Consider the following 24,907-nt stretch of genomic DNA (forward strand, 5'->3'; position numbering starts at 1 on the left):
TTTCTCCTTATTTTTTGGAAATAAAAAAATAAAAATTAATCTGCTTTAAAATTTAATGAAAAAATTTGACTTCCGACAACATGGGCTTGACTTGAATGAAAATGACCAAATTCAAGCTTGAGTTCCAATTTTTTTTCTTGATCTGAAAATTTATGATTCATTTTTATATAACTTACTTGTACTTTGGGCAAATTTTCTGGTAATGGCAAGTCAGCGTTTGGCAAAAAATTTAGAATTTTTTTACTAACTAATTTTCGAATTACTTCATAAGTTATTTCTTCGTCAGTTAAACAATTTTTAGCACCATTATCGCAGGCAAACGGAAATTCGTCATTATTTTTGCTTTTTATTTCTTGAAAAATTTCAGTAAATTTATTTTTAAAATTTGAATAGGAATAATTTGGATCTGAAAGTGCAAGAATATATGGGTCTTTTTTTAGGTCAATTTTATCTTGAAAAGCAGGATTAGAGTTAATCGGGTTAAATTCTATTTTGCTAGGATTACCACAAGATACAAAAAAACTGATAGCAAAAATTAATGAAAACAAATGTTTTTTCATTAAAAAACCTTTTATTTTATATGTCATATAAGTTTGGAATGATTAAAACCAAGATAAAATTTACTAAAATTATACCATAAATTAATCAATTAAAATTCGATTTTGTAATTTAACAATCTTTTCTTTTAATTTTTCCCGTTTTTCTATATAATTTAATTACGAAAAATACCAATTATCTGGAGACAAGATGACAAAGAGAAAGAAAATTCTGTTTTCACTATCTGCGTTTTTTTTAGTTGCCGCCGGAATTGGTGGTTATTTTGGTTTTATTAATTTTTTTAATAACCCATCAACAAGCAATGCTAGCGGTCTTAATTTGGTTATTAAACCAAAAACAAATGACCAATCAGCAAAACAATTAACCAAATCTGAAATTGAAAAAGAAGTCGAATTTGCTAAATTTAGCAAATATGCAGAGCAAATTAGTCAAGAAAATGAAGATTTAGAATTTGAATTAGGGCAAAAGGAATCATTTTTTTCGCGACTTTCAAACTTAGATCTAGAAAAAATCAAGGAAAATAATGTTGTCTTTCCTGATAATTATGAAAATTTTAATTTCGATACAAACAATAATTTTGTTACAAAAGAGAATAACGAAAAATTTTTAGGCTCTCAAAATGATAATTTACTAGTATATGATCTCAATTATCCAAAAATTAACCAACTAATTAAGGAAAATGAGTCTTTTAAATCCGATATTTTGAATCAAAAATTTACAATTTTTGATTCAAAAGCAAGAAATCAAATTTTCAAACTTGATAAAATTGGCGTTTATTCTGAATCGCTTGGTTCAAAAAAATACGATTCAATTTACCAAAGAAATGTCAAATTCAAAAGCGGAACAGCGGCAATTTTAGATGCAAACAGTGAAAAAGCACTATTAATTACGAATCATCACGTTATAAAACCTATTGAATATAAATATAATGATGAAAATTTTGAAATCGATAGCAAAAGTTTAAGATTCTGAAACACATTAGGTGGTAATTTTCTTGAATGATACGAAAACGGAAAAACTTACAGTTTAGATCGTGATAATACCGCTCTACTTTTTTATGTAAAACAAGTTTTTGAAAACAAAACCAGGGAATTTGATCATGCAAAAATTTTAGAATACCTAATGGACTTTTATAACGATTATTTCGAAGTCCCTAGTGATTTTAATAATCAAAATTTTGATGTTGGTCTTTTTTATTTTAAATATAAAAAGTTTAATGATGACCTAAAAAAATTAGCAAAATTCTATCATGATAATAAATCAGAAATTTTAGAAAAAATCCGTGAAAATGATAAAATTAATAATCATAAAAATACAAGTAAAATCTCAATCGAAGCAAAATTTAACGAATTTCTAAATTCATATCAGGGTTTTGTTAATTATTGGGAAAAAATAACTAAAGAAAAACCTGTAAAAATTTCGCCAAAAGTTTGAAAAAAGGGTGATTCAAGTTACGATCTTAACATTTCCTTGTTCTGACCAAAAGCAAAACCAATGAAAAATAACTTTAAAGGTGTTTATGCAACTGACCCGCAGGAAAATTTCTCACGACTTTCTTTATATTTTTACACAAATAACGGACCAGGAGCATCAGGTTCAGGAATTTTTAACAAAGATGGTGAACTTCAATTCATCAACGCCTTCGGATTAATAAATAATTTTTATGATAATAATTCTAAAGTTGAAAAAAATTACTACGACAAATTAAACACAAATATTTCGTTATCAGGAGGAATTCCGCTTGTCACAGAAGAATATAATTTGGCCGATTCGATAAGAAAATTCTATCCTTCAAATCAAAAAAGTGGTTTTAGTATTATTACAAACAAAAAAGTTAGGGTTAAAACCATTACAAAAAATAGTAAGTAACAATAAAAAGTTTGCAAAATTTTTTATCACAAAAGTATATAAAATGAAAAAAGTCTAAAAAAAATATATTTTAATTTCTAGTGCAATTAAAATATATTTAATCTTCAAGTTGTTCAAATTTTGATTTTTTTGTCTTCCTTTTAAGGGAATATTAAATATTTTGTGTCTTAAGGTAAATCTATTTTGATAAAATTTATCATAAAGGACTAAAATATGAAAAAAGAGCAAAAAAATTACCCCCATTTGAGTTAAAAGCTGAAAAAATTGTTAACAAATACGCTGATCATAAAAAATTAAAAAATTTTCACAACGAAATTTCGCATATGTTTAAAACTTTTGCTGAGACGCTCTTAAAGGCGGAATTCAAAGTGTGAATTACCTTTCAAAAATAACTTATTTGACGCTCCAAAATGCAAGCGAAAAATGACAAAGGCAGGTAAGAATTTGACGCATAATTAAAAAACAATTAGAAATTATTTTCCCTAATCAGCTAAATAATGTAAAATTAAATTAGATTTTTATTTGAAAAATCCATAAAAATTTAAAAACACAAAATTATAAACAGTCCCAGAGCAGTTTGGAGAAGTTTATCTTTTTAAATTTGTCTAATTTTCGTGCCCGAGTCTGATATATGTTTTTTAATTATTTTTTATTTTCCAATTCAAAATATCGATCAATAAATAATTTATTAATTTCATTAGATTTTTCTTCGTTAGTTGATTCAAAAATTGCCGCTGATTTAAGAATGATAGCGCCAGAAGGACGACCCGCATCTAAACTTGTTATCGAAGAATTTAATTTTCCTAAAATAAGATGTTTTAAATCAGAGAATTTAAAACTATTAATATCAACAATTTTAGTTTTAGTTCAAACTGGTTCGTATGGATCCGAAGCCGCTGAAGAATAAAATGATAATTTCATTTTATTTTTTTTGTTTTCTGCATCAATTAGGCTGAAAACAATCATTGAATTTACATTTTTATTGTCTAAAAAATCAGAAAATTTAACGTAATTATTTTTAGACTCATCAACTTTTTGAACTCTTTTGAAAGTTCTTTCGTATCTACCAAACTTTTGTTTTTCAGTTATTTCAACAACATTTTCAACAAGAGCGGTGTGATGATTAATGGATGTTGAATTCTCGCCTGATTTTTCCTCGTCGCCAATTCTGGCCTCAATATCGTTAATTTTCTCTATATAAGGATATCTTCTAATTCTAATGCTAAAATCTATTTTTTGCGGCGGTTGTCCATATTTTTTTTCTTCATCAGCTTTAAAAGTTTTTTCCTTTAATCCTTGGATTAAAAAAAATGGATTAGATTCTAATGAAAAATTTCCTTGTGATTTAAATGCAAGAATTATTGTCGGATTTTTAATGGGTTGACTTTTTTGGATTTCTTCAATACCAATTTCTAAACCATCATTAGTTAAATAAATTCCTTTATCTTTTTTGTTAATAAAAGGCTTTATTGGTTCACCTCTTTCAGGTTTGTTATCAGCATCTTTAGACGGAATAAGCTTAATTTTATCGCTATTTATCGCTTTTATTGATTCTATATATTCCAATTTTTGATTTATATTCTGTTGTTTTTCTTTTGCTCCTTTAGCCTGTTTCACAAGCGATTCGCCATCAAGGAAAAAATGAACCTTTGTTTCTTCTTGCAATAATTCATAAGGTTTGTTATCTTTTACAACATTAATTATCGGAATTTCAACTTCTTTTAATTTGCTATCACCAACTCAAATTCCAATTAATAAATTATATTTGCCATCTTTGAATTTAGAATCGAGAATGACAGAAGTAGACTCAGGTAGTTTTGATTCTAAAAGATTATCAAAAACTGAAGATAATAATTTTCCTGGAGTTTCAGTTTGTTTTCCTGGTGTTGGAACTTCTGTAGAAGAGATTTCTTGTTGTGTTTGGGTAGTTTCGGTTTCCTGAAATTGACTTGCTTTTGTTGAAACTGAAACTTTTGCAGTCTCAGATTGAGAACTAGGAGAATCTTCTGGTTTTTCTTGAGATTTAGTTTTTGCAACAAAATCAAGTAAATCAAAAAGTTGTTTTGCCTCCGTTTTTATTTTTGCAAGTTGAATTTTTTTACTTTTGATATGTTCAATTGTTTGGTCGATTGTTCTTGCAAAAATCGCTACAGGTTGTTTGTCATTTATTTGAAATTCAAGGTTTTCGATTTTTAACTCACTCGCTTTCCCACTTTCAGATTTAACAATTGAATCAAGGGCGTTTTGGAAATAAGTCCCATAAACTTTATCACTGACATCAAAGTTAAAATTAAAACTATATTCTAATTGTTTTTCCGAATTAAAATTCAGACCACCGGGGAAAGAATCACCAGAACTAAAATTACCAGTTAGTGTTAATTTTAGCGGAATTTGCTGTTTTTTTATTAAATCTTTTTCAGTTTCAGCATCAAGTTTTTGAATTACAGGTTCAATTTTAAAACTAGAAATTTTAAAATTTGGTAGAATTTTTGCAAATTCTTGTTGAATTTTAGGAACTTGTTTTGTAGTTTCTTGTTCTTGTTTTTCAGTTTTAGAATTGCTTTTATTATCAGTTTTTTGCGAACTAGATTCCTCAGAAGTGCCGTTATTTTCAGCATTATTTGGCTTTTGTTTTTCGGAACTTTCAGTTTGTTGATTGTTTTTTACAGTTCCGTTTTGATTTTGATTATTATTAGAATTTCCTGAATTATCACCAGTTGATCCATCAGATTCGGAACTTTCAGTTTGTTGTTTGTTTTTATCTGAAAAATTCAGTTGTGCACTAACATTTAAAGGTTTTGTTGTTGAATCTGATTCTAAAATTGAATTTCCGCTTTGTTTGAACCAAAAATTAAGACTATTTGGCTGATTTTCTCTAAAAATTTGATTATTTTTAACCGAATCAGGTAAAGTTTTTGAAATTAAATCAGTTGGGCTTAAATTTGACGATGCTAAAAATTTGGCAACTTCATCGTTAAATTGGTAGTTTTTTTTGAAAATTTCGGCAAATTTATTTGCATAACTTTCGTTAATTGTTGATAAATTTTTAAATTCGAGGGCGATTTTACTTTTCTTTTTCGAAAATTTATCAACTAAATTTAGATCAAGATTTGCCTGACCACTTGCGTCATCAACTTTTGAAAAAAATATTTTATTGTCTTTCAAACTAGGCTCTAAATCAAAAGTTAGTGGTAAAATTAGCTGAGATTTATCCTTATTGAAAAAGGAAAGACTCCCAAATTCTGCGATGGTTTTAACTAAAGCAGCTTTGTCAGTAGGAGATTTTGCTTTGTTTTCAAGGAATTTTTGGTTAAACAAAATTGCAACTTCGCTTGCAGTTTTGTTTTTGATTAATTCAGTATTTAATAATTCCAAAACAGTAACAACATTTGCTGGATCAATTTCAGAATTTTTGACAATGTTGCTAAATTTTAGAGTAAAATTGACATTATATTCAATATTTTTTTCTTGATTTTGAACATTTATTGCTAAATTTGATAGTGAATTATTATTAATTTTAATATCTGTTTTTTTATCAGGAATTAGTAATTTAAAACTAAATCCAGGAAATTTTGCTAACAAAGGGCTAAAATCAACAAGCGAATTTAGATCGAAACTATAAGATTTATCAAAATAAAGATCAACAGCATTTTGCGCAGTCAAACTGTCTTGGAATTCTTGTTTTAAATTTATTTGGTTGATTGTTTGGAGAATTTCTTGCTGATTTTCTAACTTTGATGAATCAAAAGATTTTGCATTTGCTTTTTCATCAGAATAGGCACTTAATTGCTTTTGATGCGATTGAAAATAAACGTTTTTTCCGATTGGAACGGAAATCGCAACACTAACAATTGCACTTAAAAAGACGACCGAAGTAGCGATTATTAAATTTTTTTGCTTGAGTTTTTTCATGATTTACACCTTTAAAAATGAGATTTTGGGAAAATTTTAGGAAACTAACAAGGATTTTTCCGTTTGGTAGACAAAGAATTTAAGTTTTCTTGTTGAAAATTCCTTCGGATTTTTCTTGTTATAAACATAAAAATACAAGGCTTTTCGGTCACCAAGACCAACGTTTTCGAAAACACCGTTAAGATTTTCTTGAGAAGTTTGACTTACAGAATCGGGACTTTGTGTTGCATTTTTCTCTTCATCTTTTTTCACCATTAGCCCAAAATCTGGATGGTGACGAGTGAAATATGACCACATCGGGAATTTTTTGATTAATTCTGTGATGTCAACATAGTCCGAACTTGTTCCAACGGTTCGAATAATTCCTGATCAAAAATCAGCATAAGTTTGCTTATCTAAATAAGTTGACAGCGTTGCTGAGCGAAAATCCTTTGCAAATTTATCAAGCGCTTCAACTTCATCAGTAACGATTTTTCCGTCTTTGTTAGTGGTAATTTCAAGCGTTTTTGGTTCGGTTTGGTAAATTGTTGAGATTAATTGACCATTTTTATCAATCGGACCAACTTTGTATCAGTATTTAAGTTTTACTTTTTCTTCATTATTAGAATTTTCAGTTCCATCAACTTTTACAAGAACAGGATCGACTTCAAAGTTGATGCGATAGTCAAAGTTTGCGCCTAAATTTTCCGATAGAAGTCCAGTTTTGTTAGAATAAACATTTTGATAAAAAGCGACAATAAAATCTGTAAGTGTTTTAATTGGTGCGCGATATTTTTCGCTGTTTTCCTGAATTGTTGGGTCTTTTTCGTCAATTTTTTTCGATTCAGCACGGATTTGTTCGACATAATAATCAAGATTAAAACTAGAATCAACGTTTTTATCCATCAAATCAATAATGTTTTTCAATTTTGGGTGCAAGTAAAAACTATAAGGCATACGGTCTTTTTCTGCTCAATAATTGTTATTAATTGAAACTAGTCAGATGTCTTTTTTGGCTTTCTGATCGGCTTGAATTAAATAATTATTAACTCCCGATTTGTTTTCGATTTTAATTTTTTTCAGTTCCTGGAAAAAATTATGCAAATCAAGATTTTCAGGTCATTTTGTACTTTGGTCAATTAGTTTTAGCCCTTTTAGTCAATCAAATAGGTACTTTCCGATGAAAAATGTATCTTTTTTCGCAAGCGAGGCATAAAAACGTAACATTTCTTGCTGATTTGGGAATAAAGAAGATAAAATATTAACAATTCCGGCAACTTCTTCTTGATAAGTAAAACTTCATTTGGAACGATCGATTAAAGTCTGAACTGGGGGAAGTTGGTAATCTTGAACTAATAATTTCAGTTTATCTTCGTCAAATTGAACGCCATAGTAACGCGGATTTTCTAAAAGTGATTTTAGTCTTTCAAAATTTTGTGTGCTAACAAGTTTTAAAATTTCCTCTTTTGGAATTGGAGAAACTTCGTGTTTTACAGCATCATTTTGTTTTAGTTCGAATTTGGTTGCTGCTATTTTTTCAGTTAGTCCGGGATTATTTTTGAGAATTAAAGCAAAATCACTAACATTTTGTACAAACGGTTTTTTGGCAATTGTTTCATCTTTTTCATTTTTGATTAAAAGGTTGCCAAAAAACTTAAGACCAACTTTTTGGTTTTCAAAAGCTAATTTTGTAAGATCAGAATCAACTGTAAAATCAAGTTTAATTTTTGAAAAAAGGTCAAAACTTTTAAGTTGGGAAATGTAATTTTTTAACTTAATTTTTGCAAGTAAAGGTGAATTTGTTGCCTGATTTAAAAGGTTTTTATAAAATTTATCCTTTTCAGTTGCACTAGAAAAAACTTGATTTTTTAAAAAGTTTAAAAATTTTCAACTTGTAACAGACTCAGAATGTATGCTACTTTCATCGCTAAAATTGGTAAAATCTTGTTCTGAAAAAGGGCTTAATTCGATATCATTTACTAGAGATTCATCTAAAAAAAGACCGCTAAAATCAAGGTCGACTGCAAAACTAAATTTTGCACTGCTTGTTGAATCTTTGGCAATTTGTTTGGCAAAATCACTGGAAAATTTAGTTTGAAAATAAAGTCTATAAATATTTTTTAACGGCGTTTTGCTAATAAAAGCATTTTTTAGCACTGGTTCCTTGATAAGTTCAAGCGAATATCGATCTTTTAAAACATCAGCGTCATCGGTGAATTTATTAATTTTACTTGAAAGCAAATTGGTTAGAATTTCATTAAAATTAAAATATTGATCAAGAATTTTACTCGCATCAGCAGCGGTTTTTGCTGAATTTACTTTGGTTAAAAATTCTTCACTTCGAGTAAGTTTTGCAATTTCTCTTGAAGTTGATTTTGCAAATTCAGATATAAAATAAGGTCTTAATTTGGAAAATTCGGCTTTTGCAAAACTAGTAAAATTACTTAATGAATAATCAGAAGTTGAATTATAAGCAATTGTTGCTGTATGCAAATCGGATTTTGCAATTTCGTTATTGTCTAAATTTTGTAAAAGACGGTAATAAATTTTAAATGACTGTTCTTGATCAACAGGTTCGATGTCGGTAATATCTAATTTAAAATTTTTTCATTGAAAATCATCGTTAAAATTAACGATTTCAAAGTTAGAATTGGAACTTTGTGCATAAAAATCAAAAAAATCAGATAAGTTTAGGTCTGTTTTTTTTGAACCATCGGAGTTGAAAATCTTGCTTTTTAAACTAAAATAATCTTGACTATCTTTGCTAATATCATGTTTTAAACTAACTGCACTAATTAGTTTTGCCTGATTTTGTACTTGAAAAAGCGGATCTTTTGCACGTAAGTTAGTTATTAAACTAACGGGAATTACAATAATTAAAGTTGATGCTAAAAAAGTTAATCCACTAGTGACTAAAAGTTTTTTTTTTTTTTTTTGTGTGTAGCATTAATAATTCCTTTCTATTTTCAGTTTTCATTTCCGCCTCCAATTGCTATTTTCAGTTTATACTTAACAAATCATATTGTACCATATTTTGCAAGGTAATGCTTTAAAATAACGCAAAAATAAAAAACAAAAATGTTCTTTTTTGCTTTTTATAACCAAACTCACTCAAAGCTAAACTATTTCAGGTTTATTGTTTTTGATTAAATTTTATCACTTTTAAATATAAATATAATATTTTTCCGATTGTTTTGTTAGTTTTTTCTCATTTTTGGATTTGATATTAGTTTTAACCCCTTTTACTTTACTTGCTTTTTTAAAAATTGCTTGATAAAAAACACAATTAGCAAACAATTACACTATCAATTGGGGTTATCTAGAACCTCAAGGGAATCCTCAACTACCAAATCTACCACCAGATTGAGTAATTAGATGTGTATTTTCACCATTTCCTTGTAATTTCAGGTTTAATTTTTTATATATTTGATCACGCCACATTTCTCGAACTCCTGAACCCTTCACAAGATCAGGATAATTTCTTGCTTGTGATAATTCTCAAAAAGTAACTAAATTTGATTGTTCTTTTTGATTTTTTGGTGTGGGAAGTTTTTCTAAAAATAATGTCATTTGCTGTTGGGTAAGTTTATACTTATCTAATCATTCCTGCGGGTTTGAAATATTAAGATTCTTGGATATTTCAGCAACAAACTCGTTTACAATTTCTTGATCACCTTTGACACCGCTGGTTGAACTTCCTGAACTGGAGCTTCCAGGATTAGAATTTTGAACTTGTCTTCTTTGTTCTTCTTGTCTTTTTTTCTCCTGTGCTTGTCTTTCTTCTTCTGCTCTTTGTCTTTCTTCCTCTTCTCTCCTTAATCTTTCTTGTTCTAATCTTTGTTTTTCTTTTTCTTTTTCTTTTTCTTTACGCTCTTCCTCTTCTTTTTTTATTTTTTCTTCCCTTTGTTTTTGTTGTTCGTCTAATTGTTTTTGTAGTGCTTTTTTCTTTTCTTCTTCGTCTTTCTCAACTTGTGGCGCTAAAACTAAAGGTTGTGATGTTGGCGGAGTTTCTACAGGTTTTACCGCTTCATTACCAAGAATTGGTGACTGGATTTGTTCACTCGCCTTTGGCTCTATAGTTTCTGCCTTTGGAACATCAACAATTATCGCCTGGGTTGGTAGTTCTGGTTTTTTTACTTCTGGAACATTAGGTTTTGGTTCAGGAGTTCCTGCAATAACAACCTTTTCAGCTACTTGATTTTTTGGTAGTTCCAGTTTTTTCTTATTCTGTTCTGGTTTTGGATTAGGTTTTTTTGGCGGTAAGAAAAATATTACTTTCGGTTTAGAATTTGAAACAACTTTATCTTTTTTATTTTCATCAGACTTTTGCAAAATTTTGCCAATTACAATTGGTGTTTTTGTTTGTTTTTCAGCCGAATTCGGTTTTTGGTTTTCCTTTTTTTGTGGCAGAATCTCTGAAATTTCAGGAACAATAATTTTCTTTGGCGCCTTTACATTTTCATCTAGTTTTTCTGAGTTTAATAATTCAGTTTTAGTGTTTTCTTTTGCATCTTGCGAGCTTGCCAACGGACTAATTCGTGTTTCAACTTGGACGTTTCGGCGATTAGTATTTACTTCATTAAATCTAGAAATTGAGTTTTCTGAGGTTAAATAGATCGCAGTTCCAACCGAACCGGCAACAACGGGCACTAGACCCAAAATTCATTTAAAAGACCTTCTCATTTCTAACTTCCTTTCTAGATCTTAATTTTGTTAAGATTTGTTAACCTGATCTGCCGAGATTGCTTCAGTCCATCCTCGCCAACTTGAACTTTAAAACTATGGCCAGAAAGTGTTTGGCTAAACGATCCAACTGGTTTTTCGGGTATTTTTGGTAAAACTGGAACAATAATTTTTTCACTTTTTTCAGTCGGTTTTTGTTCACTTAACTTTTCCGTTTTTTGCTTTAATTCACTATCTTTGGGAGTTTGAAAGCGGACTAACTCTGGTCTCAACACTAATTTTTTGGGAATTAGTGTTGAGTTTGTTAAAATTAGTAACTGAATTTGTGGAAGTTAAAAAAAATTATTGTCCCAAATGATCCGACTGCAATTGCTGCTAATGATAAAAATTCATTTAAAAGATTGTCAAATATTTATTCGTTTTCTGGAATTATCTACTCAAAATAAATGTTGATAATGAACAAAAAACAAAATAAAAACTTAAACATAAAAATATACTATTATTTTAACATAAAATAGTAAAGTATGAAAAAAATTTTAAAAAAACTAAACTATAGCTTTTTAGTAACTTTTTTTAAAAAGGCGATTTAATTAAATTTTTCGTTGTTTATATTAGTCAAAAAATTATAGCATAAATTAGAAAAAATCAAGAGGATTAGCGAGAATTTTAAGGATGATCGCTACCACGTAATACACCGCCAGATTGGGTAATTATTTTCGCATTATCACCATTTCCAGTCATTTTTAAGTTTAGCTTATTATTTATTTGTTCACGTCATATTTTTCGAACATCTTCAGTAATCGACAACCATGATGTTGCTGGTGATAAAACCCAATTCCTTGCATGCGACAACACCCAAAAGGAAGATATATTTGATATTTCTTTATCGTTTCTTGGTGTTGGAAGATTTTCTAAAAATTTTGTCAATTGCCAATCAGCAAGAGGATATTTATCTACTCAAACTTGCGGATCTGAAACGCCAAGATCTTTGTTCATCTCGCTAATAAGCCCATCAACAACTGAATCGCCAGTATTAATTCCGGCAGTTGAACTTCCTAAATTAGGTGTTACTGTTGCATTTTTTAGCCTTTCCTCTTCCTCTTGTCTTCTTTTTGCCTCTTCATTAGCTAATCGTTCCGCCTCTTCTTTATGTTGTTTTTCTTCCTGTTCTTTTTTCTCTTTTCCCGTTGTAGTCTTTCTTTTTCTTCTTGCTCTTGTTTTTGTTTTTGTTTTTGTTCTTCCGCTAGTTGTTTTTGTCTTACCTCTTCTTCCTGTTTTTTACGTTCTTTTTCTTGCTCTTCTTCAGGTTTAACCTGTGGAAGAGTAACTTGTGGAGCAGCAGGGGGTTTTTTCGGTCTTGACCTCTTCAGGTGCTAGAATTGGCGATTCAACTGGTGGTTTATCAATTTTAGATTTTTCAATATTTTGTTTTGGCGTTTCGGTAATAACCGCCTGCACTGGTAATTCTGGCTGTTTAACCTTTGGAATTTTTGATTCTGGATTATCTTTGTCAGCAATAACAACTTTTTCGTTTCTACGCTCTTTTGGCGTTTGCTGCTTTTCCTTTTCTTTTGGCTCTAGATCAGTTTTTTTAGGTGGTAAGAAAATGACTACTCCTGGGTTAGTTTTTGGAACAACCTCTTTTTCTTTTTTCTTATCAACATTAGATTTGGGCGGAATTTTGCCAATTACAATTGGTGTTTTTGTTTGTTTTTCAGCCGAATTCGGTTTTTGGTTTTCCTTTTTTTGTGGCGGAATCTCTGAACTTTCAGGAACAATAATTTTCTTTGGCGCCTTCACATTTTCATCTAGTTTTTCTGGGCTTAATAATTCAGTTTTAGTGTTTTCTTTTGCATCTTGCGAACTTGCCAACGGACTAATTCGTGTTTCAACTTGGATGTTTTGGCGATTAGTATTTACCTCGCTAAAACTAGAAATAGAATTTTCTGAAGTTAGATAAACGGCAGTACCCACTGAAGTGGCGACAATTGGTAATAGACCCAAAATTCATTTAAAAGACCTTCTCATTTTTAACTTACTTTCTATAATTTTAATTGAAAATTTTATTTAGAATTTATAAAACTATTGTTTTTAGGAGAAAATAATAGTTTAATTTAGTATTTTTTAATATCTTGATTTTTATGAAGCAGAAGTTCAATCGCTATTACCATTTTCATCTAAGTTTATAATAAATGAAGTTCCACCAGAAACTCTGTTGAAAGGACCAATTTCAGGTTTTTTAATTATATTTAAAACCTTTCTTAATTCATTCCTTAACTGTTCAATTTTAGTTCGTGATGTTGACAATCCTGGATTAAAATGATAATAATTGTTTTCCCAAAGATTAAGCAAATAACCTGATTGTTCTTCAGTTATTGGCGTTGCTGTTTTAGCGATTTTTTCTTTAAAAAGGTTCATTTGCGCTTGATCTGCAAAACGAAAATCGCTTAAACGATTTTTTGCCGCCCATCAAGTTGTTTTTACTTCAGAAGATTCATTGCCGATTGGTTTATTTAACAAAGTTTGAAGATCTTTTTCTACGTCTTTAATAATTCACTCGACTGCTTTTTCAGGAGTTTCTGGTTCAGAAGGCGTTTCTGCTATAACAGTTTTACTTGGTTCTTCAATTCTTTCTTCAGGTTTAGCCTTTTCTTCAACCTTTTTTGCTGGTTTATCAGTTTCTTTAGTTTTACTAGAATCTTGCCCTTTTGTTTTAAGTTGATCCTGAATTTTTACTTCGGTTTCAGACTGATTTTCTTCCTGTTTTTCTTTTTTTTCAGGTTCTTTTTCCGGATTTTGCTGTGGGTTGACAACGGTTATTGTCGATACATTCGGCACCGTTTCTTGAACTTGACTATCTTTTGGCGCTACATTAGTATTGCCTACAACGGTTGAATTAGGAGAAGATTCGCTTTGAGTTGGTTTTTCAGTTCTTTTGTCATTTACAACCACAACTTTTTGCACAATTGGCGTGCTTTGATTTTGCGAATTAACAGCTTTAGGAACTTTTTTTCCCAAAAGCGCCACTAAATCTTGACTTTTTTTAACTTCCTGTTCTGAATTTGCTAAATTTTTACTAGTTTCTCGTTTAGTTCTAATTGTTTTTATATCAGGATTTGCTAATAAAATTTGCGGTTGTTTTATCGTTTTTGCTCAACTTTTGTTTTAGCAAGATCTTGTTTGTTTGTCAACAAAATCGCTGGTGAAGTTAAGTTTTTCGGTTTTTGAACTTTTTTTAACTCCTTTGGGATTTGTGTCAAAACCGGAGTAATAATTTTCTTGGTTTTAGCAACAGGTTCATCTAATGGTTTTTGGTTATTTAACTTTTCAGTTTTTAGATTAGTTTCGTTATCTTGCGAGTTAGCCAACGGACTAATTCGGGTTTCAACACTAACTTTTTTTCCATTAGTATTTTCGCCAAAATTAGAAACTAAATTTTCGGAAGTCAAATAAATTGTAGCAGCAACTGACCCGACCGCGAGCGGAGTTAAAGTTAAGACTCACTTTAAAGATCGTCGCATATTTATTTAATTCCTCATTTTTAAATTATGTTATAATGAACCAAAACTGAATAAAAACTAAAAGATATGAAAGTAAAAGTATCTTTACCTAGAATAAATTTTAACACAAATTAGCATAAAAAAATAAAAAAAGTCAAAAAGATTTTCAACATAAAATCAACCTAGTTTGGCAAAAAAGTATATGCAAGTAAATTGGCAAAGTACATAAAATTACAAAAACAAGACTTCTTTATAAGAAAGTCTTGTTTTTTTTAGTTTAAATTAAATTTTTGAATTAGTTAGCTCAAACTTTAAGGGCGTTTTTGGCAATTAAAAGTTCCTCATTTGTTTTAATTACAAAAATTTCAAGATCGGATTCAGTGGCAGAAATTTTCTCAATTGGGCCAAAAGTCGGAATTGGCTTTGTGTTTTTTTCATAATCAAGTACTAAATTTAGTTTTGGTAGACTAATTTTTTCAATAATTGACTTGCGAATAAAAGCGGAATTCTCACCAACACCACCAGTAAAAACTAATGCTTGAATGTCTTTACCGACTTTATTAATGTAATTTACAAGGTAGTCAACAATTTTTTGGACATAAACTTCAAGTGCAAAACTTGCATCAACATTACCGTTTTCGGCAGCATTAATTACATCGCGAAGATCAGAAGAAATACCAGATAAACCTAAAAGCCCAGATTTTTTATTCAAAAGTTGGTCAATTTCACTAAACGAAAAATTAGCTTCGGTTGCCAAATAAGGCAAAATTGATGGATCAACATCGCCACTACGAGTTCCCATCGCCACACCAGCAAGCGGCGTCATTCCCATTGAAGTATCAACTGATGCTGAATCTTTAATTGCGCAAAGGGAAATTCCGTTACCAATGTGCATATTAACAAAATTTACCTTATCAGAATTATAAATTTTTTCTACTTGTGTGCTAATGAATTTATGGGAAATACCGTGAAAACCGTATTTTCTAATTCCGTATTTTTTAGCAATTTCTTTATCAATTGGATAAGTATAGTTTAATTTCGGAATTGATGCATGAAAAGCAGTATCAAAACTTGCGCCTAATTTTGCTTTTGGTAGCAATTTTTTAATTGCTTCGATTGTTGCAAGTGCACCAGGGTTATGTAAAGGAGCAAATTTTGATGCTTCTTCGATTTTAGCGATTGCATTTGCATCTAATTTCGCTGGCGAATTAAAACTAGCTCCACCGTGGACAATGCGAAAACCGACAAGTTCAAACTCACTAAGATCTTCAACTAGTTTATTTTCTTGTCAAATTGCAATTTGCTTTTCAAGTGCCTCGGTGTGGTTAGCAAAATTAGCACTGAATTTATAGTCTTTTTCCAAAAAAGTCATCTTGATTAGTCCGTTGTCAAGACCAATTCGTTCGATTAGGCCAACACCAAGAAGTTCGAGATTATCTTTTTGAAAAATTTGTCATTTAATTGATGAAGATCCGGCGTTAATTACTAAAATTTTTCAAATCATTATTTTTCCTTTTCAACTTGGAGTGCACTAATTAAGACGGTATTGAAAACATCTTCAACTGTTGCGCCACGAGATAAGTCATTAATTGGAGCATCGATTCCAGTAATTATTGGTCCGATTGCGCCAAAACCACCAAGTCTTTGCGCAATTTTATAGCCGATATTTCCAGCATCAAGGTTTGGGAAAATTAAGACATTAGCATTTGTAGCCACATTTTCACCGTATTTTTGGCGGCGAACTTGTGTATCAAGGGCAGCATCGAATTGAATTTCACCATAGGCTTCGATTGGTGAAGTTGCATTAAACATTTGTGTCGCTCTTGCAACTACATCTGATTGTGGTGATTTTGCTGATCCTTTTGTTGAAAAAGATAGAAATGCTGGTTTTGGATCAAAACCTAATTGCAATGCAAAATCAAGGGCATTTTTAGCAATATCAACAAGTTGATTCTCATTTGGGGCAATATTTACCGAAATATCACTAAATAAATATTTTTTTTCGTCTTTGTGCATTATCATCACGGAAGAAATTGTTTTAATATTTGGTTTTGGCCCGATAATTTTAAAAGCAGCACGTAAAATCTCGGCAGTTGGATAATTAAGTCCACCAACAACAGCGTCCACTTTTTTATTTTTAAGTAACATTGTTCCGTAAAAAGCATTAGATTCAAATTGCATTTCTGCTGATTCAAGTGTTTCTTTACCTTTACGTAGTTTTACAAATTGTTTGATGAATTCTAACTTTTCATCATAGTCAACAACATATTGCTCGATTTCAAGATTTGAAATTAGTTCATCAACTAGTAAAACTGGTTTTACTAAATTTTGTTCCTTTAACATTTTCGCTGCTGCAATTGCGCGTTCATCTTCCCCGTCAATAATTAGAACTGAACGCAAGCTTTTGACTTCATTTTGTTGTTCAAGTCGCGCTTGAAGATATTCTTGGTATGTCATTTTTTCTCCAAAGTTGTCTAAATTAACTATTAAAAATACAATTATAATAATTGTATTACTTTTTTAGTAAAATAGTATAAAAAATTAAGTAATTTTTATTTAATTTTTTTGTTTAAGGTCAAAATACTCGTCAATAAAACTCTTAGCAATTTGCTTGTCATCGATGGTTTTTGAATTATCGAAAATCGCAAGTGATTTGAAAATGATAGCGCCTCGATATGGAGAATTATCATCAGGTTGTTTTGGTGGCAATATACCCAATTTTAGATTATTATTAACACTAAAGCCTGAAAAATCAATATTTTCTCCTTTAATTTCTCATACTGGATCATAAGGAGTATTTGATTCTGTTGTATAAAAAGATAATTTTGCTTCTTTATTTTCAATTTTCAGTTTAACCATTACGGTAGCATCGGTGTTATTTAAAAAATCTTGGTTGGTTACAATATCATTTTTTGGAGCAATATGCTCAAGATTAAGTTCGCCTCCATCTGGTCGTAATTCAATCCGGAGTTCGCCATTAAATGTTGTTCTAATCAAAGAATTAGGATTCTGATTATCTAGGATTCCTTGTTGTTCTGTTGTGTTTTTTCGAAAATTAACCCCAATTAAATTAAACCCAGGAACAAAATAGTTTCTGATTAAAAGGTCTAAACTATTTTCACTACTACTACTAGAATTTTTTGTAGATTTTAGTAATGAAAAGTTAGTTCAAGGCGGATAAAAAATATCGCTAGGTTTAAAAACATAAAAAATTGTAATATTTTTTACACCCTCTGAAGGTTGACGGAGAGAGGGGTTTTCTAATTCTAAACCGTTGCCTGTTAAATAAATTCCTTTATTAGCCTCGGTTTTAAATGGAAAAATCACAGAACTCTCATTAGAAACATTTTCACTTTGTTCATTCTGTTTTCCAGGAACAAATTTTAGTTCTGAATTATTAAGGGCTGAAATTGAATCAACATAATTTCTAGGAGTTTCAATCGGACCTTTGTGAATTTTTGAAGTTGTTTTAACGTTGGATTTTCAATCGAGAAAAAGGTGTAAATTTGTTTTTTCTTGCAATAGCTCAAAAGGTTTATTGTTTGCAACAACTGATTTAATTGGAAATTTTAGTCTTTTTTCACTAACTTTTCCATCTTTAATATCTAAAATCAGATTATATTTATCACTAAATTCAGAAGATAAAAAAACTGATCTATTTTTAAGTAAAGGAGTTTTTGCAAGTCTATCTAGTGTTTCTTTTAAAATATCGCCAGGTTTTTTTGAATTTTCTGTCTTTTCACCGAGAGATTGGCTTTTTTGCTCTTCTGCAAATAAAGTTGTACCAACACTAACTTTTGCGGCTAATGTTTTTTGTTTTTCTTCTAAAACTACTGATGAATTTAGTAAATCAAAAAGTGGTTTTAGCTTTTTATCAATGTTTTTTAAATCTAAAGGTTTATTTTTTCATTCAGAAATTGTTTCATCAAAAGTTGAAGCAAAAATTGTGGTAGGCAAATTTTGTTTAACTTCGAATTTAAGATCTTCTAAATTTAAAGCATTTTTATTAATGTTCCCACTTTTATCAAGCGGATTTAGCGCATTTTCAAGTGAAGCAGAATAAATCGAATCACTTAAGTCGTCTAAAAAACTGAATCTGTAATTAAACTGACTTTTATCATTGAGTTTAATTCCAACAGGAATTAAAGATTCTCCTTTGAATTTTCCACTAACTGAAAGAATTAAAGGGATTTGATGTTTTTCATTAAACTTTTTAAGTTCTTTTTCATCAAAATTTTTATTTTCAATTTCAAATTCAACATTTTCTGCATTAAAATTTTTGGGAACTATTTTTTTAACTTCATCAAGTAAAGAATTTAAGTCATTTTTTTGGTACCAAAAGTTAAAATCTGAAACTTTTTTAGCCTTAAAATCAGAGTGATTTTTTAGTTTTTCTGGTAAATTTTCAAAAATAGCTTGTGATGGCATTAAATTAGAAAAAACCAAAACTCTAGCTAGATCGGCTTTGAAATTGTAATTTTTCTTAAAGATTTCCTCGATTTTTCCTTGTTTTACATCATTTATTTTTGGAAAATTTGTAAATTCAAGAAAAACATCCCACTCCTTCATAGTGTTTTTGTCAACCAGTGATAATTGAAGTTCTAACTTTGGGCGAGCATTATCTACTTTTGTAAAAACAAGTTTTTCACTTTGTAATTTTGGTCTAATTTCGAAATTAGTAGGCAAAATTACTTGATCTTTTTTTTGATCTAGAATAGAAATTCCGCCAAAATCAGGCAAAGTTTTAAAAAAGGCTGCTATTTCATTAGCATTTTCCTTTTTAAAATTTTCACTAAATTTTTTCTGTAAATCAATTGCAAGTTCAACTACCGATTTATTTTTAGTAACCTTATTGTTTGAAAATTGAAACACTAGGCTAAGATTTTCCGGACTTATTTCTAATTTTTCTACATTGTGATTGAATTGAAGCTCAACTTGGGTATTAAAATTGATAGCTTTTTGAAGGCTAATTGCATTAATTGCTAAATTTTTTAAGGAATTTTTTTCAACTTTTACTTGATCTTTTTTAGGTGGGACAATTAATTTTAGCTTAAAATTAGGAAATTTTGCTAAAATTGGACCAAAATCAACAATATCATTTAGATCAAAACTGTAAAATTTATCAAAATGAAGCTCAAGTGCATCGTATGCAGATAATTTTTTAGCAAAATTATCTTTAATTTTAACTGTTTTTGCTAATTTTAGGAATTCATTTCGGTCAAAATTTTCCTGATTTGATAGACTAATTGCCCCATCTAGTTTTTCATTATGTGTTAAAAGTCCAGCATCAAAAGTTCTAGAATATGCACGAATTCCAAGCGGGATTGCGACTGCAGCAGAAATAAGAACACTAAAACTAAAACTGAGAAATAAAACATTTCTTTTTGATAATTTTTTCATTTTGATTTCCCTTTTCTAGATGTTAAAAGCAGATGTTTCTGCTTGCTTTATGATGATTTTAACTTTGCTATCAGATACTTTTTGAGGATTTTTCTTTGAAAAAACACCTAAATAAAGTGCTTTTTTAGTTTCACCAGAAATTGAAGAAATGTTTTCAAATACATCCTTAATGTCAGCATTATCATCTGTGCTTGTATTAGAGTTAACATCTTTTACAATTTTTAGTCCATAATTTGGATAATTTAACTTAAAAAATTCTCAAAAAGTGAAATTTTTGAGAATTTTTTCAATATTAGGACTATCTTTTTTAACTTCTTCTTGAACTTTTTTACTAAATTTATCATAATCTTCTTTTTTAAAATAAACAGGAAAGTTGGTTGCTGGTAAGTGTTGTGCTAAATCGTTAAGATCTTCAAGTTCATCATCGTATTTTTGAGCTGAGTCATCAACTTCAATTTCAAGTTCACCTTTATTTGTCTTAAATAAGGTAGAAATCAAATTATTATTTTGGTCAACTGGGCCAATTTTGTAGAGATATTCTAATTTTATTTTTTTATTTTGAGTATCAGAAATAGTAGAAACTTGTACATTTTTAGGTTCTATTTTTTCATTAAATTTAATTTGATAGCCAAAATTTTCCCCTAAAGAATTTGCTAGAAGGCCTTTATCATTAGAATAAACTGTTGCATAAAAAGCCATTAGAAAATCGGCAAAGTTTTCAAATTTTATACTTTTTTCTTGTTTTGCCTCGTTTTCTGGGATTTTTCTTGCGGTTTCACGAATTTGTTCAATAAAATAATCAACATTTGCTGATTTATCATCAGTTTTTATGAAATTTCTCAAGTTTTTAAAATTTTCGTGTAGAAAGAAACTATAAGGTAATCTGCCTTTTTTGTCAGCCCAATAATTTCCATTAAAAGAAAAGAGTCACAAATCTTTTTTTCTAGAACTTGGAGGTTCTTTATCCCTTGTATCTTCAATTTTTATTTCAGACATTTTTTTGAAAAAATTATGGGAATCAAAATCGCTTGGCCATTTTGTTTCAGTTTTTATTAACTTTAAATATTGAAGAAAATCAAATCAATATTTACCAACAAATTGGACGTCCTTGCTAGCAAGTGCTACTAAAAATCGTAAAGTTTGTTCGGTTTTCCCAGCAATCGAGTTAAAAACGTTAATAATCCCTTCTTCCCCTTCCGTCTGTGAGAAATTATAGTCATCGGTTGTAACACTTTTTAGTTTTTCAATTGATGGAAGTTGATAATTAGTAACCAAAAATTTTAATCTAGTTTCGTCAAATTCAACACCATAATAACGTTTATTAGTGAGAATTTTTCTTAATTTTTTATGATTTTCATTTTGAAGAAGTTCTAAAATCTCATTTTTTGAGAGTTTTTTGCTATTATGATAGGAAGACTGTGAAGAAATAGGGTTAAATTCAAAATTTGTAGCCTTAATTTTTTCAGAAATTTTTGGATCATTTTGCGAAATTAGACCTAAATTACCATAGTCTTGATGAAAATCTTTACTAATTGAAAAGTTTTTTGATGCATCACTAATTTTAACTTTACCAAAAACACGAAGTTGCACCTCATTTTTTTGATTTACAAGTTCAACTTTGTCGGGGTCGATTTCAAAGTTGAACTGTAGACTTTCAAAAATTTGTTCTTTTGGTAAATTATCAAAAGATTTACCAAAATTAAGCTTTTCAATTAAGGATTTCTTGGTAATTTTCTTTAAAAGATCATTTAAAAATTTTTTCTTTTCATCTTTAGTGGCAAAAACTTGATTTTTAAAGTAATTTATAAAATCTCAAGCATCACGAGCTTTTCCTTGATTTTCGGCTGATAGATTTAAATAATCTTGCTGACTAAAAGGAGTTAAATTAATCTCGTCTTTAATTTTTTCGTTTAGGAAAAAGTCGGAAAAATCTAGATCGGCATAGCTTTGGAATTTAGCATCGGAATTAAAATCTTGCTTGATTGTTTTTGCAAACTCAGGCGCAAAACTAACATTAAATCAAAGACGATAAATGTTTTCAGTTGCGGTTTTTGTTAAAAAACCTTGGTGAAACATTGGGTCTTGGATAAGTTGAACTTGAATTTTTGGAACCAATTTTCCAAGTTCATTTTCAAATTGGTTTTCTGCTTTTTTATATAAATTGTTAATGATTTCGCTGTAATTGAAAAACTGGTCAAGAATTTTTTCCAATTCAGTTGCAGTTTTTGCTTGGTTTATTTCAGCAAAAAAGTCGTCAACAAGCGTTAGTTTTGTTAGTCTTTTTTTAGTTGAGCGACTAAATTCTTGGTTTGTTCAAGGTCTTAATTTGCTTAATTCCGCTTTTGCCTGATTAGCGAAGTTGGTAAGTGAGTAATTGCTATTAAAACTATAGGCAACTTTGGTGTGGTAAAGATCAGATTTTGCAATTTTATTATTACCTAAATCTTGCAAAAGTCGGTAGTAAACATCAAAAGATTGTTCGCTGTCAATTGGTTTGATTTCAAAAATTTCAATTTTAAATTTTGATCACAGCGTATCGTTTTTGAAATCAATCACACCTGAATAATTTGGTAAGCTTTGGTAGAAATCAAAAAAACTGGTTAAATCAACACCAGATTTTTTACTACCATCATTGTTAAAAATTTTGTTTTTAACAATGAAATAATTCGAGTCGCTATTAACAAATTCATCTTTGAGATTAACAGCGGAAATCAATTTAATATTTTTTTTGACTTGAAAAAGCGGATCGCTTGCTACTAATTTTGTACTTAAAATTGCTGGAATTGTAATTATTGCGCTAGATCCTAAAAGCAGAAATCCAGTAAAAATGATTAACTGCCTTTTTTTTTTTTTTGCCTGCTAAATCTTTTTGTTTTGTTCGTGTTTATTGTCATTTTTGTTTCGTCCTTTTCAAAAAAAATAAAAAAAATTTGCTATTTAAATTATAGCAAATTTTTTTAAAATCCTAGGTGAAAAAATTTAACTTTTTTTCTTGTAAAATAAAATCAAAAAACAAAAGTATTCTGTTAAAAGTCAATTTTAAAAATTTTCTTCCCAAGGCGAATATATTCATCAATTTGGCTTTCAAAAAGGGCAAATGCTTCGGTATAAATTGATGAATCACCAAGATCAACGCCAGCATTTTTCAGAAGTTCACTTGGTCAGTCAGATCCACCTTTGGAAAGAAAGTTTTCAATGTAATTATCAAGCGCTTTTTTTCCTTCTTTTTTGTATTTTTGGAAGAAAACATTGGCAACAAGATAGCCGATTGCGTATTTGTAGACATAATAACCATAATAGTAATGTGGGACAATTACACTGTAAATTAGCGGTTTTTCGTCATTAAGTGGGTCGTTAGGATTGTATTTTTGTAAAATTTGACGATAAATTCCCACAAAAGCATCATAAGAACTAATTGGTTCACCGCTATCAATTTTACTATATAAAACTGATTCATAATCAGCTCAAATTACTTGTCTTTGAACGGTACTAATGAATGTTGAAATTTTTTGGAATAGAATTTCAAATTTAAAACTATCATCGTCTTGGTTTTTCAAGAGATAGTCATCAACCATTAATTCGTTAAAGATTGAAGCGATTTCGGCAAGAAAAATTGGATAAGAACTGTTATGATAATCTTGGTGTTTATCAGAATAATATGAATGAAGCGAATGACCTAATTCGTGCGCAAGGGTATGAACTGAATTTATTGTAAAGTCGAAATTCATTAGAATATATTTTTTCTCAAGACCATAAGATCCGCCAATTGAATAAGCGCCAGATCTTTTTGAATCAACATAATGATAGTCAATTCATCTTTGTTCAAAAGATTGACTAACAACATTTTCGTATTCAGATCCCAACGGTTTAATTGACTCAAGAACAATTTTTTGAGCATCTTCGACAGAATAATTGTTTTTTATTTCAACAAGTGGAACTAAACGATCTCAAGCGTTCATTTCAGCGCCAAATTTAGCTTTGTAAAAATGTTTTTGTGCCTTTTTGAATTTTTCAAAAATTGGTGCTGCTGATGCAACAAATTCAAATAGTTTTTCTAAATTTTTAACTGGAAAACGGTCAAAACTAAGACTTGATTCGATTAAAGAATTGTAATTGCGCACTTTTGCATCAACAGAATATGATTTAATATGTTGGTATAGTAAATTTGCAAAAGTATTTTTATGACTTAAATAGGCGTTGTGGTAATTTTCATAGGCAGTTTTGCGCACTAAAGGACTGCCTGTTTTCAAATAGTTGTAATAATTTGTTGAATTAAGAACTAATTTTTCACCTTTTTCGTCAATAATGTCTTCAAATTTTGTCTCTGAATTTGAAAGAATTGAAAAAACGTTATAAACTGAAACCTCACCAAAAGAAGATTTTGTAAGGTAGTTTTCAACTTCATCTTCAAGTTTGTGCTTTTTATTTTCAAGTCGATAATTCAAATCTTTTAGATAAGGTTTTACACGTTCGTCGCTAATTCAGGAACGAATTTTATCTTCGTTTTTATAGAAAATTACATCAACTGAACCTAATTTAGCTTCAAATTCTGACATTAAAAACATAAAACGTTCATTAAGTTGACTAAAAATTGGATCAATCACGTTTACACTCATATTATTTGAGATGTAATTGTAAATTTTGTTATACTTTATTCCAAAAATCGCTTCTAATTTTTTGTATTCAAGAAAATTTTCAACATTATCAAATTGCTGATCTTTTTTTGCAATTAATTGCTGTGAAATTGCAAGAATACTAGCAAAATTTTCCTCGATAGATTTGCCCTCAAGGAGTATTTCTAAATCAAAACGGTGCTTTTCGGGAATATCTGAATACTTTTTATATTGCATTTTTACTCCTTTATTTTTAAATTTTTCCATTGAATGTCAAATTTATTGTATAATTATAACGTAAAAGTAAATTTATTTTTAATTTTGTAGTTATTTTTTTGCGGGTAATCAAATTTTAGAATTGCTAATTTTTCAAAGTTTTAATTATAATATAAT

The 24,907-nt window shown here is 29.4% G+C and carries 17 protein-coding genes; 3 read left to right on the forward strand and 14 right to left on the reverse strand.

All coding sequences use genetic code 4. The annotated features are described in order from the left end of the window. Positions 1-35: 35 nt before the first annotated feature. Positions 36-560 carry a hypothetical protein gene (locus MDIS_RS02045; RefSeq protein WP_044635427.1) on the reverse strand — a complete coding sequence of 175 codons (525 nt, stop codon included), beginning with the start codon at positions 558-560 and terminating at the stop codon, positions 36-38. A 187-nt stretch (positions 561-747) separates the two neighbouring features. Here MDIS_RS02045 and MDIS_RS02050 point away from each other — a divergent pair, with 187 nt between their 5' ends. Beyond that, complete coding sequence (locus MDIS_RS02050; protein ID WP_044635428.1) at positions 748-2,427, forward strand: Mhp366/Mhp367 family surface (lipo)protein; 1,680 nt, start codon at positions 748-750, stop codon at positions 2,425-2,427. 642 nt (positions 2,428-3,069) lie between these two features. On the opposite strand, the gene MDIS_RS02060 is transcribed toward MDIS_RS02050, so the two are convergent. The 4 genes from MDIS_RS02060 to MDIS_RS02075 all read right to left on the reverse strand — a co-directional run bounded on the left by MDIS_RS02060 (position 3,070) and on the right by MDIS_RS02075 (position 11,276). Continuing rightward, positions 3,070-6,339, reverse strand: a complete 3,270-nt coding sequence (locus MDIS_RS02060; protein ID WP_044635430.1) for a P110/LppT family adhesin N-terminal domain — start codon at positions 6,337-6,339, stop codon at positions 3,070-3,072. Between the two features lie 36 nt (positions 6,340-6,375). Then, positions 6,376-9,234 carry a P97 family adhesin gene (locus MDIS_RS02065; RefSeq protein ID WP_408605782.1) on the reverse strand — a complete coding sequence of 953 codons (2,859 nt, stop codon included), beginning with the start codon at positions 9,232-9,234 and terminating at the stop codon, positions 6,376-6,378. Positions 9,235-9,633: 399 nt separating this feature from the next. Further along, a complete protein-coding gene (locus MDIS_RS04270; RefSeq protein WP_052506211.1) occupies positions 9,634-11,001 on the reverse strand; it encodes a hypothetical protein in 1,368 nt (455 codons plus the stop codon). Between the two features lie 14 nt (positions 11,002-11,015). Then, complete coding sequence (locus tag MDIS_RS02075; protein WP_165073036.1) at positions 11,016-11,276, reverse strand: hypothetical protein; 261 nt, start codon at positions 11,274-11,276, stop codon at positions 11,016-11,018. A gap of 48 nt (positions 11,277-11,324) precedes the next feature. Here MDIS_RS02075 and MDIS_RS04450 point away from each other — a divergent pair, with 48 nt between their 5' ends. Further along, positions 11,325-11,447, forward strand: a complete 123-nt coding sequence (locus tag MDIS_RS04450; RefSeq protein WP_276240840.1) for a hypothetical protein — start codon at positions 11,325-11,327, stop codon at positions 11,445-11,447. A 220-nt stretch (positions 11,448-11,667) separates the two neighbouring features. On the opposite strand, the gene MDIS_RS02080 is transcribed toward MDIS_RS04450, so the two are convergent. Continuing rightward, positions 11,668-11,997 (reverse strand): hypothetical protein, encoded by a 330-nt coding sequence (locus MDIS_RS02080; protein ID WP_044635433.1) that lies wholly within the window; start codon positions 11,995-11,997, stop codon positions 11,668-11,670. On the opposite strand from MDIS_RS02080, the gene MDIS_RS04175 reads away from it, so the two are divergent. Continuing rightward, complete coding sequence (locus MDIS_RS04175) at positions 11,990-12,313, forward strand: hypothetical protein (RefSeq protein WP_144402867.1); 324 nt, start codon at positions 11,990-11,992, stop codon at positions 12,311-12,313. The two genes, MDIS_RS02080 and MDIS_RS04175, sit on opposite strands and share 8 nt — an antisense overlap. On the opposite strand, the gene MDIS_RS03950 is transcribed toward MDIS_RS04175, so the two are convergent. From MDIS_RS03950 to pepF, 8 genes are all read right to left on the reverse strand, one after another. Next, on the reverse strand, positions 12,310-13,029 hold the full coding sequence (locus MDIS_RS03950) for a hypothetical protein (protein ID WP_052506212.1): 720 nt from the start codon (positions 13,027-13,029) through the stop codon (positions 12,310-12,312). The two genes, MDIS_RS04175 and MDIS_RS03950, sit on opposite strands and share 4 nt — an antisense overlap. Positions 13,030-13,140: 111 nt before the next feature. After that, a complete protein-coding gene (locus tag MDIS_RS03955) occupies positions 13,141-14,028 on the reverse strand; it encodes a hypothetical protein (protein ID WP_052506213.1) in 888 nt (295 codons plus the stop codon). Between the two features lie 113 nt (positions 14,029-14,141). Beyond that, a complete protein-coding gene (locus MDIS_RS02095) occupies positions 14,142-14,522 on the reverse strand; it encodes a hypothetical protein (RefSeq protein ID WP_044635434.1) in 381 nt (126 codons plus the stop codon). 274 nt (positions 14,523-14,796) lie between these two features. Further along, positions 14,797-16,005 carry an acetate/propionate family kinase gene (locus tag MDIS_RS02100; protein WP_044635435.1) on the reverse strand — a complete coding sequence of 403 codons (1,209 nt, stop codon included), beginning with the start codon at positions 16,003-16,005 and terminating at the stop codon, positions 14,797-14,799. Continuing rightward, a complete protein-coding gene (locus MDIS_RS02105) occupies positions 16,005-16,958 on the reverse strand; it encodes a phosphate acetyltransferase (protein WP_044635436.1) in 954 nt (317 codons plus the stop codon). Before MDIS_RS02105 ends, MDIS_RS02100 begins: the two co-directional genes overlap by 1 nt. A gap of 99 nt (positions 16,959-17,057) precedes the next feature. Then, a complete protein-coding gene (locus MDIS_RS02110) occupies positions 17,058-19,901 on the reverse strand; it encodes a P110/LppT family adhesin N-terminal domain (protein ID WP_044635437.1) in 2,844 nt (947 codons plus the stop codon). 15 nt (positions 19,902-19,916) lie between these two features. Continuing rightward, on the reverse strand, positions 19,917-22,736 hold the full coding sequence (locus MDIS_RS02115; RefSeq protein ID WP_408605783.1) for a P97 family adhesin: 2,820 nt from the start codon (positions 22,734-22,736) through the stop codon (positions 19,917-19,919). A 191-nt stretch (positions 22,737-22,927) separates the two neighbouring features. Beyond that, a complete protein-coding gene (pepF, locus tag MDIS_RS02120) occupies positions 22,928-24,751 on the reverse strand; it encodes an oligoendopeptidase F (protein WP_044635439.1) in 1,824 nt (607 codons plus the stop codon). Positions 24,752-24,907: the final 156 nt, after the last annotated feature.

The sequence above is a fragment of the Mesomycoplasma dispar genome (assembly GCF_000941075.1).
Classification (GTDB): Bacteria; Bacillota_I; Bacilli_A; order Mycoplasmatales; family Metamycoplasmataceae; genus Mesomycoplasma; species Mesomycoplasma dispar.